The sequence below is a fragment of the Halomonas sp. JB37 genome, assembly GCF_002332255.1.
Taxonomy (GTDB): domain Bacteria; phylum Pseudomonadota; class Gammaproteobacteria; order Pseudomonadales; family Halomonadaceae; genus Vreelandella; species Vreelandella casei.
On the sequence record NZ_NRGW01000001.1, the window covers coordinates 2,964,243 to 2,981,329 of the forward strand.

Here is a 17,087-nt window from a genome sequence, read left to right on the forward strand (position 1 = left end):
GGAATGAAGGTAAAGTGGGTGGGGAGCCCTTACGCGCTGGATGGGAAGCCTGAACCCACGCCAGAAGCGCGGGATTTGATATATAGGCATGAAAGGGTGGCATATCAGAAAGCAGCATTATTACAGCCCAAAATAGTAGAAAAGCAGCAACCCTAAGTCAGATAGCGACATTACAGTTTTAAATAGCGGGCATACACTATGCTATAGCTAAAGTCCTTTAACTCATAAGAACAAAGGTATGCCCTATCAAGAACCAACTTAAACTGAAACCGCTTTGTATCGTAAGAAGTCTTTATCTTTTAACTTACGCGTCCAGTTTTCCGTAACCAATTTAGTCACATCAGCTTTCCCCGGCCCCTGTCGCATTAACGTAAGCATCTCATCTAACGTCGTTTGCGCACAGAACAACACTGCTTCTACCGCGCCATCCGAACGGTTACGTACGAAACCTTGCACAGCACGAGCACGAGCTTCACGCTGGAGCCAAACTCTATAACCAACGCCTTGAACCTTATTACCGCTTACAACAACCCTGATTGGATGTGTAGGAAATTGTGATGTATTTGCTGGCTCAACCTCGATCGACCAACGATAATCTTGCCGTACGCGTGCATCGCGGGAACCTAGAATTGCCATTACCACAGTAACAAGGCTCATTCCATTTGATCCCTTGACTGCGATCAGATCACGATCTTGCAGTAAGAAACGAATTTTTTTGGCCGCTGTTTTCGCATCCTGAAATTTAACAGTCTCAATGTTTTTAACAGCATCAGCAACCATCGCGGCCTTAGGGCCGACAGTTATTAGTAGGTCTATACCCGCATCTTCTATTTTTGGAGCAAGTTCAAGATGATGACGAACCTCATCAGGCCCCAACTCTAGCATGTCACCTAAAACTAGAATCTTCCGCTTCACTTTCTCTCTTAGTTTTAATAGCTCTAGGAGAGCAACAACTGAGTCGGGCGCAGCATTATAAGCGTCATCAATAAGCTCGATAGTGCAGCCATCTTTTGGGATAGCTCTAAAACGCTCAACTCGACGCGCCGTTGGGGTGTAAGCTGTCAGCCCAGCCAGCGCCAATGAGCTTCCACCGACTGCAAGCAAAACCCCTGCCACGAGAAGCGAATTCATAACAAAGTGCGCTCCTGGCTGGCCAATCAAATAGTCTACACGTGTATCGCCAATCATTACCGTGACTTCGGAGCAAGTGGGGCGAAGCTTGGCATCAAGAAGACGCACATCATCTGAGTCGCGCTTACCACATGAAATAATTCGACCAACTCTCCCACTTTCTGATGCCCGCGCTACCATTTGCTCATAGCGAGCGTCACCGGATGGAAGAACAGCCGTTCCGCCATGCGCTAGCTCGAAGAATATCTCTGTTTTTCCAATTAAGATAGAATCAGCACCACCTTCAGCATGATGGCTCCCATGACTCAAGCCAATGCTAGTGATTACCGCTACATCAGGCTTAACCACCGCTGATTTACGTCTTACGGCCCCTTGATCCATCATTGCAATTTCAAGAACAGAATAAGCCGCATTTATGGGTAGGCTAGCCACCGCTGCCAGGTTTGCATTCCCAGCATTGAGATTACCTGTTGTGTGGTTGGTAGCACCACAGTATGAAAGTACAAGCGCAATCATATCCTTTGTAGTCGTCTTCCCCACACTTCCGGTGACACCGACCACTTTCCCTTTAAACTCCGAGCGTGCAAGCGTTGCAAGCTCACGAAGCGCATGATCCATTCGAGGAACTTCAATGATCGGAAAGTCTCCTTCAATATTGCCGGAAGACATCACAGCAACAGCCCCCCTCTCGACTGCTCGTTCAGCAAGCGCCTGCCTTCTACTTTCCTCTACAGATATAGGAACATAAATGTCCCCAGGGTTTACGTTAGCTGCGGATGTAATTATGCGGCTTACAAGAAGCTGGCCAGATTCGTTCCTAATAATTTTCGCTCCAAGGAATTCGGCGATTCCTTCAACGGTACCTAACAACGGTCTAGTTTGAAGTCCCATCGTTTTCTCTTCCTCAAGATGCTTTACTGATGGCACGCTGCCTTTTGGCGCACCACTCAATACTTTAGAGTTTTCCTGCTGAAGCCTATCCAAGGCATGTTCGATGGTCTTAACCATCGTATTATCTCTCTCAGCCTTGTCCGCAGCATTTAAGACAACGGCAAATACGGCTTTCCCATCTCGCTGGATCACTGTAGCTAGGTTACGGCGCAAACCAGCGGTCTTGCCGGTTTTCATTCCGAGCACTCCAGAAGCGTTATACATCAACACGTTTGTGTTAATACAAGTTTTTCCATTAAATACAAACAAGCCAATTGAAAATAAGCTGCGGTGTGCAGGATAGTCTTGCAAAAGACTCCTAGCAAATAGCACTATGTCCAAAGCAGTTGGCGTTGATGATATTTGCCTTCAACCAAGACAGCCTCAGATGGCATCACCATTTTCAAGTCCAAAACGACATCCGATTCACGTTCATCTTCAACGGGGACAACAATTAAAAATATGTGATCGTATCACTGGGCTCAAGTTGAGTATAGGGCGCAATTAGATCCCTTCTTACCTAAAAGTGCGTCAACCCGTAACAGTTTCAACCACCATGCTCTTAGTGTAATTTTTGAACCATTTATCCATAATCGAAAGCACCACATTTTTGACTCCCGCCGCTTTCAAAAAAAGCGCAGTTTTGATCGACGACCATCAGTGCTACTTCGAGTTGAAGCTCAGCGCTAGAATTACACTTTAGCTTTGTTGTTATACTGCCACCTAACTCTCTCCTGGCGCATGGTGTCTCCATAAAGGAATTAGGTAACCAAATTCACTATGCCACGAGACAACCGTTAACTTAACCAATTAATGAGTGAGAGTTCCGAGTTTTTTTCGAACTCGACGTCCTTGGCTAGCTCAGCGGCTGTGTCTCTAAGTTTTATTGGTTTATTTAACTGCGTACCCATATGATGATATTCTTTCGAAAGGCTACTCAACCGAGTACAGTCAAACAGTTTGGTTTAGAGCCTCCAGCTATGTTAGCTGCTATGCTGGTGCCAACAATATTTAAAAAAAGGGGCGAATGCTGACACTAAGCGCAACACCGTCAATGTATAAATTACGGTGCCTCATGGTACTTCGCCATCTGCCCGCTCATCACCTCAATAGGGCACTTGAAGTCGAAGCGCTTTCGGGGGCGCATGTCTAGCTCAAGCGCGATCTCATCCAGTTCTTGCTGATTATAGACTGATAGATCCGTTCCTTGGGGCTAGTGCTGCAGTATGAGACCATTGATATTTTCGTTGGCGCCTCTCTACCACGGACTATGTGGGTCACAAAAATAAATGGCAGCATCGGTATGCTAGGTAATCTTGGCGTGCAGCGTCATTTCGCGCCCCTGGTCATACGTCATACTCTTCCGTACAGCCAAAGCATCCGGTTCAGCGCAGCGCTAAAGGCTTCCACGGCCGAAGTGGCGGTCGCATCGTTCATCTTCGCCAGGATCAGGTAACCGCTTTTCAGTTCTACAAGGATCCCGACAGCCTATGCGTTGCCCTTGCCTTTGATCAGGTCTCCTTCCCAATGCCCGGTAAATTCACGTTTTTCTACCTCGGGAGGACGGAGGTGGATGCTGACCATATCAGGAATCTGGTTGCGTCGATCAACTTGCCCACGTCGGGGCTTACGGGTGGATTTTCCTTGCCGCAAGCAGTGGGTCAGTTCCTTTCGCAGCTCACCGACGGCCAACACCTAGATAGCACTTTAGATCGTTTCACGGCAGACGTAGGCGTCTCGAAGGTCCGACGCAGCATGTAATGAATCAGGGCGAACCGAGGGCTACCCGGAAGCAGTTTGCGCCTTGGTCGACAACGGTCATGACGGCGTGTAACGTGCGGTACCGGCCATCGGACGATCCATTGCGCCGTATCTCTCGACTGATCGTCGCCGGGGACCGCTCAAGCAGGGCTGCTACCTTCCTGATGCTCAAGCCTTGTGCGAGGCTGACTTGGATCGTCGCACGTTCTTCTATGCAAAGTTCATAATATGACATGGGGTCAACACCTTACCGGTTTGGTCAGGTGTTGCACTCAGAATCTGCTGCCAAGAGGTTATTGGTATCTCTGTACTAGACTGAGGCAGCCTTAAAACGTAAAAAATCGTTTGTTTTTAGCCCACGTGTCCAGGTATCCGTGACCAGTTCGGTTACCTCAGCTTTTTCTGGCCCTTTCCGCATCAGCGCAAGCAGTTCATCCAACGTCGCTTGTACACAGAACAGCACAGCTTCAACTGTTCCATCCGAGCGATTACGAACGAAGCCGTGTACGCCACGAGCACGAGCCTCTTGCTGAAGCCAAACTAAATAGCCAACACCTTGCACCTTACCACTAACCACAACACGGGTAGACGTTGGAGTTTGCTTATCAGCGCTTTCCTGAATTTTTGCTCGGATTGCATCCAGTCGCACTTGATCGTCTTCCTCGCAGTACGCCCGCAAAGTATCCCAATCAAGGTATAGGCCAAGACCTGCGCCATCCTGATTAGGTAAGACATTCGACTGATCAACCCATTTCAAAGGGTTGGTCACAATATGAGCTTCAATATTATGTCTAGGACCACTTGTAATATAATTAAACTTTGGCAAGGCCTGAGCAAGAGATAGAAGCGCTCGCGATGTCAAATCACTACAACCAACCATTCCTCCAATATATACATGAACTTTCTGATCAAATTGGTTAGCAGCGTCTCCAATTTCAAGTGCTTTTAATAAGCCACCGCATTTCTGTACTTTTATATTGATTCCACGACATCCACCTTGCTTCTGCAACTCGCGTAAATCGCTTTCATCCCAAAGACTTTCGTCAGCCATTAGCACTAAATCAAGATCCATCCCTGATATCTTATCATTAGCTAGCTTTTGAAACTCACACATCTCAGCAGAAAACCGTTTCGCAACAGGTTGCTCCAGAATAACCGTTCCTCGAATATCACCTGCACGCGCACTGTCCACGATGGCGTTAATCAGGCTAGGGACTCCTTCTGGAGAGTAGGCCTCATTCATATCTAGCCAAGCCACCTTATCCTGTCCCATCTCCCTGGCAACGGTGGTAACATCGCGCAAGAATTCTAAATTCAAATGAGTATCAAAAGCTCCTTTAGCCCGGCAAACCGGATATCGCTTAAGGTGTCTTCTAATTGACTTCAGTAATCGCAACCCGCCCTCTGATATTTCAGATATTGTAGCCGCTGATACACCAACTGGATCGCGCTGCTGACCCAATAACTCAGCCACCGTCATATTATGAAGGCGTGCTACCCCATCAAGCAGCATAATGTCAATACCTGCCAGTGACGCCCGGTATGGCTTTGTATTTCTAGTTGGCTCACCAAGCTTTAATGCCAGCTTTTCCAACTTTTGCATAATAAGTCGAACGTCAGCCAGTGATGCTTCAGGTGATGCTTTAGATATATGGGCCCCTATTAACTGCTCACGCGCCTGATTATAGAATTTACGCGCCGAAGCAATTGAGTCCCCGGTGAGCGCAAGCGACCTTGGGGAAGCTTCACCCAGACCGACCACACCATCAAGCTGCATCACCAAAATATAATTCGAAGAGACCTTTATCGTATGACGTGACGTTTTAAATCCACTTTTGAGAGGAATCCGACACAGTAGTGGTTCAAAATCAGTAATCACTGCAACATCAGCCGCCTGCTCTGGAGTTGCAAAGATCGATTTGGACTTTTTCGGGGCTGGAAGACCTGCCTCTGTTTCGATCACCCAGTTATTACCTACTTTCTGCCGTGCGGAGCGTGGTGCAAGGGCAGGCAGTAGTCGTTCAAGCTTGAGTCCTCCCGACCCTTTAATAACAATAAGGTCACCATTTTCAACCAACCCTCTGACTTTTTTAACCAAATCATCGGTAGTCTTAATGAGATGTACTTCAACTTTATCTTTCAGCATCGGCGCCATTAGTGCGGCCATTGGGCCGACAAGAATTGCCACATCGATGCCTGCCTCCAGAACATCCTGCACAAGGGACTCGTGCATTTGCGGAGCATCATCACCTAACTCCATCATGTCACCAAAGACAAGCACCTTGCGCTTGGGGCTACGAAGCTGGACTAGCTCTAAAAGTGCGCGTACGGAATCCGGCGCAGAATTCTGCGCATCATCGATAATTTCTACCGTTTTTTTACTATTCTGCACGTTAACTTTTAGGCGTTCCCCCCGTCGTGGGCCTCGCTCTAAAGTTGATATATTTTCAGCAATATCGAGAAGGTCAAGCCCCAGGGCATGTGCCCCTGCCATAGTGAACATGGCAGCATCGACAAACTGCCGCCCTGCAGCAGGAACCCTTACCGAAATGGGCTTGCCATCAACCAACATTCGAACTTTCGTTTCTAGCGCACCTAGTTCGGCACCTATTAGTTGCACTGTATCGACTTTACGCTGACCGACGGTGATTAGAGTCTCGATACTTTTTTGAGCAATAAGACTCTCATTAGCCTCATCGAAATCCAAAACACTTCTTCCTACGATAGCAACTCGGTCACCAACTAGGTAATCAAACATCGCAACTTTATCACGCAAAATATCATAGCGAGAAGGATATTTGGCTCCATGCGAGTGGCCAATCACCGTGACCATTCCTATATGTGGTTTTACATGTGTAGCCTTCTTGGGAACACTATTTGGTTTCGTGCTGCAAACCTCAATAAGAGAATACTGAACGTCTTCAGGCATTGATGCGAGAGTCATCAAGACGCCGTCAGTTTCATTATAATTGCCACGCGTCGCATAAATATCGCCGCAGTACGACAATGCGTGATTCATCATATCTTTGGTAGTTGTCTTGCCTACACTACCAGTTATCCCAAAGATTTTTCCTTGATAACGTGAGCGCGCACTATCAGCCAGCTTTTTCGCCGCAGCCACAACATTATTGACTTGTACGACAGGAGCATCAGTTGGAAAAATAGAACGATCCAACGAAGTCAAGACCATAGATGCTCCACGCTCCAAAGCCTTATTAATATAGTCTCGATTTTCCATTTTCACGTTACCAATTTTCGATCCTCTTGGAATATAAAGAGAACCGCGGCTACAGTGCCTAACGTCTATATCGACACGTTCAATAATAGCTTCAGCAAGTGCAGCATTTGGCTTCTTAACCAAGTCAAGTTCATCAGCAATAGTATTAAAAGTCCAAGCTTTAAATCTACGATTCACTGTCATAAGAGGCACCATTTTTCACTCTAAAAATCTACGCTAGATTATTTACTGTCATAAAAATATAAATGAGTTATCGAAAGATTATTTTTCATAAGCTACTACTTCAGTATTTCAACAATAAAATACTGCTAAGAAGGCAGATAATGAACTAGAAGATCTTTTCAATTATTTCGATCATTGAGCTATCTCTTTCAGCCTTATTTGCTGTATTTAATACAACAGCAAACACTGTCTTTTCATCCCGATGAACCACTGTAGCCAGATTACGGCGCAAACCAGCGGTCGTGCCGGTTTTCATTCCGAGCACTCCAGAAACGGTAGACAGTAGCTCGTTGGTGTTACGACGAGTTTTTCCATTAAAAACAAACGAGCCAATCGAAAAAAAACTGCGATACGCAGGATAGTCTTGCCACAGGCGTCTAGCCAATAGTGCCATGTCACGAGCAGTCGTTGTACCTTTACCTATGCCGGAAGGGCTGGCAAATTGGGTGTTCTGCAGCCCAAGCTTGACGGCCTCTTCATTTAGTTTTGAGACGAAATCATCAGCACCAAAATGATGAGCTATTGTAACTGCTGCATCATTAGCCGAGGGCAAAATCATGCCCAACACTAAGTCAGCTACAGAAACTGATTGGCCTTCTTTTAACCCCATATTGGTTTGCGGCACCCGCCCTGGGACTCGCTTGACTACAGCGGCATTAGGCACCGTTATCATTGTAGATAAAGGTAGGGTGCGGAAGACCAAATAAAGCACCATCATCTTGGTTAATGAGGCTGGGTTGAACTGCGCGTCAGCATGTTCAGCCAACAGCACATTTCCCTCTTGATCCGTTACTAGCCGTGCGACTTCGTTTGTCAAAATAAGCTTTCCTAATGCTAGCGATTTAACGAGGCATCTTCGATTAACCCTGCCACCAGTTGTGAAAAGGAAATTCCCCGCATCTGGGCAATTTCAGGCAGAAGAGAGGTTTGAGTCATGCCTGGCTGGGTATTCACCTCAAGCCAAATTAATTCATTGCGTTCTGGGTCAAAGCGATAGTCTGACCGACTCGCGCCTCGGCAGCCAAGTGCACGGTGCGCAGCCAGCGACAAGTCAAGTATGCGCTGCTCAACTTCCGGAGGTAATTCAGCTGGGCATATATGGCGAGACCCACCGGCGACATATTTGGATTCATAATCGTAGAAATCTTGACCCTGAGTAAAGATTTCAGAGATACCAAGGGCACCATCATCCAGCACTGCGCAGGTTAACTCTCGACCAGGCACAAAGCGCTCAACCATTAGCTTTTCGCCAAAACGAGCAATATCGGGCGAAAGACTTGGGGCTTCGTCTCCCTCATATACGGCGGTTATCCCGAAAGATGAACCTTCAGCGATGGGCTTGACAATATAAGGCGGGGCCATGACATGGTCAGCCGAAATTTCCTCTGGCGTAGCTAAAACGTGTTCCGCCACTGGAATCCCATTGGCAGCAGCAACATGTTTGGCATTAACCTTATGCATCGCTAACGCCGAGGCAAGCACACCTGAGTGGGTATAAGGAATGTGCAGCAGCTCTAGAAGCCCCTGAATTATGCCGTCTTCACCACCCGGCCCGTGCAGCGCATTGAAAACCTTATCAGGGCGGATCTGCATGAGACGCTCGGCAATATCATCTTGAACATCAACACGTTCGACAAGATAGCCAGCCTCTTCCAAGCCAAGTGCGCAAGCCTCTCCTGTCCTAAGGCTAACATCACGTTCGGAGGAAAGCCCGCCCATTAGTACTGCGACCAAAGGTTTGCGTGTCATATCAAAGAAGTCCTGTCGTTAATTTCAGTAACGCCAAAGTGGGTATTAGCATAACAGGCCAAGGCTTGAACCACTTACAGCATGGGCGATTCCCCTCTAACGGGGTCAACCACTGGCATTAAAAAGTGTTCAGCCATATTGGCCAAGTAATATTATTAACAGTCCGGCCAGGAAGGTGAACGAGCACTTATTATTGAGAAACCGCAACATGTACCCGACCGGAAGGAACCTAAAATCTTTCACCAACTTATGTCAAATTTTTATTAAATTATCAACTTCGACAAAGTCCGTGGAAAAACAGCAACTTGCCTACTATTAGCATAAACAGCCAAATCAAATAGAGGCAGCCGCATGCTTCCATATTTGTTGTGCAATATTGCTTTGCTTCCCTTCGCCTGGGTAGTGATAGACTGCAATATTAGGGTCGCATGAAACATCGAGTACATACGGCACAGCATCATTACCTTTTGAGCTAATCACCACATCAACACTGGCAACTTCTAACCCTGGAATGCTAGCTACTGCTTGTATTGCAAGCTTTTCAAGCGTTGGTGTTAAATCGTTAGTAGCATCAACAAATTCTGCCCCTGCAGCCAATGCAAGGCTACTTCTTACTTCAAAGGAATCACCCTCAGGCAAGATACTGTCAACGGTTAATCCGCGTTTCTGCATGTTGGATTCAGTGTTTCGTCCAAACCGGATAGGCTTGTTTCGGTAGCAAGGGTTAAGGTCACGGGCTTGGTTTTTTATTTCTATTAATTCTTGAATTGTAGAATTTCCATCACCGACCAGGGTAGCCGGTCGTCTGGATAGGGCTGCAACTACTTTATCGCCTACCACCATAACTCTGTATACGGAGCCTTCGATATGCTCCTCAGTCAAGACGCTACTCCGCACTTCAAAGCATTTTTCCAACTCACGCTCTAGGCGTCTTTCCGTCGAAACCTTGCCTACATTAACACTTTTCCCAGCAGTGCTAGTAGACCATAGGCTTAAAGTGCCACCGAAAGCTTTTCTTGCTCGCTTTGCCGCATTCAAGCTTTTTACAATGCGAGCCTTGGGAACATTAACACCAGCATGCTTCAGCAGTTTCCTAAGCAACACTCTTCTATCAGTGACTGAGTTAGCGGCATAGGAGTCAGCGCCTCTTACGTCATGAAAAAGGATTTTTTTTCCTGCTTTCTCGCACAGGAAAACATACTTAGAAATCCACGTTACCGTAGCTTCATCCAATTCAGCTTCATAAGCTATTAACTGGGGACCGACACCGTATCTGCCCATCTTCTCAATGATGGCTTCAGATGAAATATCGAGCGAGCTAGCTTCAGTAAACATAAAAGTCCCTTTAGTTAAGGTTTAAGGTTTAAGGTTTAAGGTTTAAAATTTAAGGCTTAAGCTTAAAATTCAAAAAACATCTATTGACATTGGCCTGACTGAAACGCCATGACCACAAGATAACGAATTCAAGAAACTGCTAACTTCGCTAGTACCTCCTTTTAAAATAAAATCCATCTGGCCTTTAATGGCATCAGATGCTTGCCATTCCAGAACCAACCCTGAATTTTTAGTGCTATAGAATTTGTCAACTTCTTCTTTAAATTTATCACAGTCGACTAAGCCTTTAGCTTTACAAGGAGTCGTCACCGATCTATTGAAAAAAGCCATGTTTTTTTGCGCAGCAAATTTAACATAAGAAACCTCGTTTTCAACAATGCTACTAGCTATTTTCTTAGCCAAACGTGCTGATGGGAAAAGAACATTATGAAGATGCAGCCTTTCACTCACCTCAACGATGCAGCATTGCTGCTCTGACACATCCCCAGCTGTATTGTCAACCACAATATCAATACATAGGGTACGTACTCCTGGTAGTGCATCCATAACTTTTTCGGCAACACGTTGGTATCTATGAGGCATTTTTAACAAATTGTAACCATCATATCCAGTATTTTCTGGCTTCGATAATGCACACACCACGCTACCATGAACAACTATTAATCTTACTTTGTTACCCGGCACATGCTGTTCTACTAGGAATCTGTGTTTTTCATTTTTTAATTCGATTCCATCCTCTGTAGTGACCGTAGGAAGCAGACCCGTTATTGCATACGCTGAGTTTTTGTAATCAGCTTGCGGTGAAAACATTCTTTCATCCACCACGCGAAGGCGCTTAATTACAGCATCAAATTCTTGGGCGTTGTTAACAACAACCCCCCTTTCTCCTAACTCCTGCGCCATCGCCTCTTTGATAACGACGGGGTAACCAATTCTGCGAATATACTTCACTACTTCTAGCTTTGACTCATAAGAAAAAGTGGCTCCTTCAGGCACCTTCATTCCATGCTTTTGAAGGAGCGCCCTCCTTACTCGCCGATCTGAAAGAAAAGTAACGCCTGCTAGCGAGGAACTTCCTGGCACACCATGAGTAAAGCCTACGGAGCTGATAGGCCCTGATGGTAAATATCCCACAACCATTTGTCTTGGTAGCAGCTGCAATGGCAGCCTTATTTTAAGTAACGCTTCCGTTATTAACACACCATCTATGAGCTCAGATGGAAAGTCAGCATAGGTACCCTCATATCTTTTTTCGGGTATTAATTTTTCATATAAATGTTTCATAACTTACCACCCAACAATCTGAAACCCACTGGTTTCTCGCCTTCATAGTGAATTGTATTTACCGAAGTAGGCTTCGCATTAGCAGGACCTAAAACTAACGCGGTTACCAGGTAGGATGCTGGCAGCAAATCACCGTAAATCCGAACCTCTACTGTTCTGCGGTCTACTTGTCGTATCCAGCCGGATAGACCAAATTTCTTTGCTCTTTCCATAACCCATTCGACATATCCCGTCTTAGCTAAGGTACCTTTTACGGTTGAATGTAGATGAAGTGTATCGAGTGGCGCAGTCAAAAAATTCAATCCTTCTTGATTTGCTGCACTGATTAATAGCTTCTTCGCGACTTCTTTAGGCTCACCAAAGAGAGGATATTCGCAATTACCAATCGCGGCATGAGCGTTTAGTTCACAGATACCGCTATCTTGCTCGCTTAATGGCTTTGTGTGATCTTCTAATAAGAAATCAACGCCGCAGTAATTTAGACCTGGAATCACCTTAACCGATTCCACACAAGCCTTTTTTATATCCTCATGTAGTTCGTCATAGACGCTGATACTATCCCCGCCTTGGGAAATATTACTGGAAGAAGAAAGCCTTACTAATTCACCTGCTGCGGGAACACTCTCTAAAGAGTAACCCAGCCTATCAAGTTGGAACAGCATAGTATCATTGAACTTTATCGGCCTCCTCCAAAGATGGGTGTTACTTTTTCGGAACTGATTTTTGAGAAGCACAAGTTCAGCGATACTATTTTCTCCATCGCCTACTACACACGCAGGCAACCTCATGATTGCCGCAATCACTTTACCATCTAATACCAGTATTCGGTAATCTTCACCACTAACATGTTTTTCAATGATAACATCTTGCTTACCCAGCTGTGAGGACTGACTTATATTCAGAGCATCTCTCAGTTCTTTAGCTGTTCGCAAGTTTGCAAAAACACCTATCCCACCAACGCCTGCCACGGGTTTGCATACAACAGGGTAACCAATCAATTCTGCGTACTGCTCAGCCATCCATAAGTCGTCTTTCTTAAACAGTCTACCTTCTGGCACGGGCAGACCTAGGCGTTGCAAACATGCTCGCGTTGCCTCTTTATGGCTAGTTAAAGCATGAGACATACTGCTTGAAACTATGGTCCTACTCCACTTGAACGGGAGTTTTTTATTACTCTCATCATAGATGACATAGGAGCCTTTCGTGAACCTTAAACTATTCAGACCTAAGCTAAGCGCATGTCTTTCTACTAAGTGCCCTTTTGTTCCGTTTATACCCAATGGTTTAGCAAACTCAACATCTGAATAATGCTGCGCCGATTTCCCAAGCATATCAGGTACATTTAACTCAGGAATTTTCCAGAAAAACAGTACATTTTCAAGCAAGTCGCTAAATCGGCTATTTGGCCAAGCTACATTGCTGAAGGTCTGCACGTCATCGTGCGCTGTAGAACTCCGGCTTTTAAAAGCATGGCGTATCAAAGAGCAAATAGCATATACAATCTTATCTTTATATTTTTTAAGAAACTTATCTAATTCAGGACTACCATCTCGATTGAATTTTCTAAATATTTTTTTATCTTTTATTGCTTCTATGGACCATGCTTCAATCAATGCTTCTAACTCATCACCTTCGTTTAACGAGAATGAGTAATTAACGAGACGCTTAACTACCTCCTTTAACAAGTCCTGGGCTCTTGATGGGTATCCCTGGCCTGATAAGGATGGCATTTGAAATTCTACCGCTGCGGTTTCTATACCACTGTTCCCTTCTATTTCTATACTAACCCACGCATTTGCGGCGTAGCGGGGGTCTGCATCCTTCCATATCCCGCCCTGTACTGGTGCTTTTAAACCACCAGCACTTACTTTTCTTACCTTAATACTCATCAAATACGCCCTGTATTGTCATCAAACACTAGTATCAGAAATTTTATTTCCTGTTTACAAACAGCCCCAAGCGACATGAGCTAAGCAGCCAATCCTTCAGCCAGAAGAAATCGTCTATAAGTGGCATCGTCAAGTAATGGCTCATGCATCTGAAAAAGACGCACTTGACTGTAGCTGTTGCCCTCTAGCACTACAAAGTCGTGGTCACGTAGAATCAGATCGAAACCGCAATATTTTAGATACGGTAGCTTGCTGAACAGAGCCTTGAGTTTGTACTTGTGTTCTTGCCAGTTGGGAATACTAGCCCCTGTTAGTGTCTCGCCCGTATCTGGGTGGGCATGCCATACTTGACCACTAAAACGACCCGCCGCAGCTACAGCATTGCCAAGTTTTCCCGTTTCCAAATCAATTTCAATGCTTAGTCCACCCAGCGAAAAATTATCGATAGGGTACGATTCGCTATTACCTACACGCAGTACGGCTCGCACTATGTATGGCTCACCGCTTTGCACGTCGCGCATTATGAGCACACGCACCGTATTAACCGTAAGAGGATAAAGACGGCGTGAGAATTCACCTTGCTGTACGTATTCATTAATAATAAATGGAACCCGTTGACTGGTGAATAATTCACTTAATGCGTCGCTTCGCAAGCTAAAACGCGGATTAATTGCGTCGTTGGTTTCCACCACGGCATGGCGTTTATCTATACGAATAAAGTAAACACTACCACCGCCGCCGCCACCTAAGGGTTTGGCCACTAACATTCGCGGCTCAGATTCGCCGCGCGCTATCTGCAGCCATAGATCGGTGTGTGGGATTACACGGCCTTGCCGGCATACCGCTACGGTACGCGGTACATTGCAATACTGGCCAAACACTTGGTCAAATAGTATTTTATTATTAAAAACAATACCATAGGAGCCATTCACTAGACGGGTAAGCCAGCGTTGCACATCACTTAAGTAACTGTCTATGTTATCGCGGTTAAGCCCATACAGCCTTGCTTTTTCAGGTAAAAAGCCACGCTCGTAGAAGAACTGAGCTTCTTCTTCACTTAGGCGTGCTAAGTCTGGGTCGGCATGAAAATCCAGCGTAAAGCGTTTTAGTAACGCAAGCTGATCGGTTTCTTTAAGGCTTTCCATTAGACGCTTGTGGTGGCCTTTCGGCAGCACTGTGTCGCTATGTGCTGCTGCCTCCATTTCCTGAGCATCTGGATGGGTCTTGGATGCGTGCTTGGGAGCCCAAAAGGTGGTATCTCTCTTCATATTCCAAACTCACGCATAAAGTCGATGGCTGTTTGGTTTTGCATTAGTGGGCCGTGTACCTGAAAGTCTTCCACAGTGGGGGTGGCTGCCAAGCGAATCAACATTGGAGTCGGCGTCGAAATATCAATATCTACCTGGATAAAAGAGTAAAGCGACTCTTTTTGTATTGGCACAACAATGCTTGCGTTGGCCTGCTGCCAAATAGCTTTATAGCGGTATTTTTCCCAAGGCACCGGTTTTCTTGGCCCTACCACAATGCCACTGGCGTTAAACCTAGCCACACTGCGGGTACGCCCACTGTTGGGTGATAACCACATGCTAAGCGCCATGCCCACAGTAGCAGCGGTAGCTTTTTTGGTAGCCACAACTGAAAGTGGCACCAGCCCTGCACATGCTGGGTCCATTATTAAAATCACTTTTAGCACAGCCCCTGTGGGCAGTGCTTGTTTAGTCACTGTGGGGTTAGCCACCATTGGTATGCGCTGGTTATATAGCTGCCACTGCAGCTCTGTATTTTCCAGCAAGGGTTGCATTGGCCCATTGGTTTGGGCCAACAGGCTGGCCTGTAGATCGCTGATATAGGCATCTATCCGCGTGTCTGGCAGCTTATAAAGGCGTTTGCGGTTGGGTAGAAAACCACGGTTATGTAGATATTCCGCGTCCTGCTGGGCAAGGCTTCCTTGCTGTGCTCTAAACGAGTGGCTAAATTCTCGCCAAATTTGTACGCCTTCACTATGATTCAGCCTTTTTATTCGACCAACGTGACTTAAATCTGCACTTCTGCGTGTTTTATAAATAACACGATGGTTTTTTGCGCCTCCTTGTTTGTGCATCATGCTCTGTACACCGCCCAGAAAAGGCGTTGGCCTGCGGTCTTCTTCACGGCCGAAACGTAAATAGTGCAGTAACGGATTCATGGAAGCGTTACGTACGTCGTCGTACTCTTCCAGATACCATTGGGTATGAAACCCTGGCCCTGGGTTGTGACCTTGCTGTATTCCGCGAGACAGATAATAACCTAACGGATCTTTTACGGCGCTTGGCTCATTGAGTAGTTCTGGATAGTTGGCTAGGTACCATTCTGAATGGAAGTAGCCGCTCTGCTCTATTTCTGCCCGTATCTTGGCGTCTTGGTAACCTAGCCACTTTTTGAGACGCCATTCGAACGTCTTCAATAGCGTTGGCATAAATTGCGTTGGCACGAGTTGCGTTGGCATAGCTAGCCGCTCACCTTGTTCAAGTGATTGGTAATGCCTGGGTGCTCAAGTAGCGGTTGATGCATTTGATGTGCTGCCATGACGTCCGTGTTGGTTCCGAAAAACGATACGCCTGTTTCGGTAACCACGAAGCTTAGACTGCAAACGTGCAAATATGATGATTCATCAAAGAAGCGCAGCAGGGCTTTTCTAATATCAGCCCAGTTGGGTAGGTGCTCACCGACTAGGGTTTGGGCGGTGTCAGGGTGTTGCAAATAGGTGTCTATAACGCCCTGCTGGTTAAGCCCGCGGCATGCTGTAATTAAGCCAGTTTGTGGATTGATACTGGCACTAAGCGCGCCTTCTTCTACCCGCATTGGTGTGTTTGATGAGGTTGCCATGCTACCCACCGTTAAGCTAGCAGCGGCTATTTCAGGCAGCCCTTCATCGGGTTCACGCACCAGTAATACGTGCAGCAAATGGTAGCCATCAGGGCTTACTTTAGTTAGCCAACTATGTTGAACCGGCGCTGTGGAAATGATCAACGCCTCGTTGTGCTCTTGTGCTTCTTCAACCAACTGATTAACAAATGCTTTTTGAAACGTTTGCGAGTCACTGCTCTCTACCAGCTTTATTTTGCGGTACTGCGCGTGGCTATCCGGTGCTAGTGAATGCACGTGCACTTCGCTAGGCGCTGTATTTCCATTCGTCCACCACGGTGATTCTAACCACTGAGCACCATTTTTAGAAATCATGCAGATGTTTTTTTCAACGCCGAAGTAATTGGCCAACACATGGCCACATAGAACTCGGTCGGAGAGGACGGTTTGATATTTTTGATTAATTGACTGCAGCCTAAGCGACTGGTAATCACTCAGGAAGGCATTAAGGTCGTTTTCAGTTAAATCGTACAGGCCTGCTCGGCTTCTGTAGAAGCCGCTGTGAAATAGCTGGCGGCTTTGCTCTTCTTTAGTTGCTGGTGCGCTTTCTTCCCAGAACTTTAATGTAAAGTCTTTCCAGGCTTGCAGGGAGGCGATGTCGTCGGCGTGCGCAATACTGTCTTTATGTGTTGAGAACATTTTGT

10 protein-coding genes and 1 pseudogene are annotated in these 17,087 nt (G+C 46.1%); all 11 read right to left on the reverse strand.

The window, feature by feature from the left end:
• Positions 1-258: 258 nt before the first annotated feature.
• The gene (locus CIK78_RS13820) at positions 259-2,403 is read right to left on the reverse strand and encodes a Mur ligase family protein (protein WP_255249103.1); all 2,145 of its coding nucleotides are present in this window, start codon (positions 2,401-2,403) and stop codon (positions 259-261) included.
• 721 nt (positions 2,404-3,124) lie between these two features.
• Positions 3,125-4,057 (reverse strand): annotated as a pseudogene (locus CIK78_RS13825) (IS30 family transposase).
• A 75-nt stretch (positions 4,058-4,132) separates the two neighbouring features.
• The gene (locus CIK78_RS13830; RefSeq protein WP_176483403.1) at positions 4,133-7,243 is read right to left on the reverse strand and encodes a Mur ligase family protein; all 3,111 of its coding nucleotides are present in this window, start codon (positions 7,241-7,243) and stop codon (positions 4,133-4,135) included.
• Positions 7,244-7,388: 145 nt separating this feature from the next.
• Complete coding sequence (locus CIK78_RS13835) at positions 7,389-8,099, reverse strand: serine hydrolase (protein WP_176483404.1); 711 nt, start codon at positions 8,097-8,099, stop codon at positions 7,389-7,391.
• A gap of 17 nt (positions 8,100-8,116) precedes the next feature.
• The gene (locus tag CIK78_RS13840; RefSeq protein ID WP_096281169.1) at positions 8,117-9,031 is read right to left on the reverse strand and encodes a D-alanine--D-alanine ligase; all 915 of its coding nucleotides are present in this window, start codon (positions 9,029-9,031) and stop codon (positions 8,117-8,119) included.
• Between the two features lie 333 nt (positions 9,032-9,364).
• The gene (locus CIK78_RS13845; protein ID WP_096281171.1) at positions 9,365-10,366 is read right to left on the reverse strand and encodes a hypothetical protein; all 1,002 of its coding nucleotides are present in this window, start codon (positions 10,364-10,366) and stop codon (positions 9,365-9,367) included.
• Positions 10,367-10,435: 69 nt separating this feature from the next.
• Entirely contained in the window at positions 10,436-11,650 is a 1,215-nt protein-coding gene (locus tag CIK78_RS13850; protein ID WP_141393046.1) for a hypothetical protein, read from the reverse strand.
• On the reverse strand, positions 11,647-13,539 hold the full coding sequence (locus tag CIK78_RS13855; protein WP_096281175.1) for an acylphosphatase: 1,893 nt from the start codon (positions 13,537-13,539) through the stop codon (positions 11,647-11,649). The genes CIK78_RS13850 and CIK78_RS13855 overlap by 4 nt, the downstream gene beginning before the upstream one ends.
• A gap of 80 nt (positions 13,540-13,619) precedes the next feature.
• On the reverse strand, positions 13,620-14,684 hold the full coding sequence (locus CIK78_RS13860) for a sugar-transfer associated ATP-grasp domain-containing protein (RefSeq protein WP_176483405.1): 1,065 nt from the start codon (positions 14,682-14,684) through the stop codon (positions 13,620-13,622).
• Between the two features lie 119 nt (positions 14,685-14,803).
• Positions 14,804-16,024, reverse strand: coding sequence for a hypothetical protein (locus CIK78_RS13865; protein ID WP_096281180.1), 1,221 nt, complete (start codon positions 16,022-16,024; stop codon positions 14,804-14,806).
• Between the two features lie 2 nt (positions 16,025-16,026).
• Positions 16,027-17,082, reverse strand: coding sequence for a sugar-transfer associated ATP-grasp domain-containing protein (locus tag CIK78_RS13870; RefSeq protein WP_096281182.1), 1,056 nt, complete (start codon positions 17,080-17,082; stop codon positions 16,027-16,029).
• Positions 17,083-17,087: the final 5 nt, after the last annotated feature.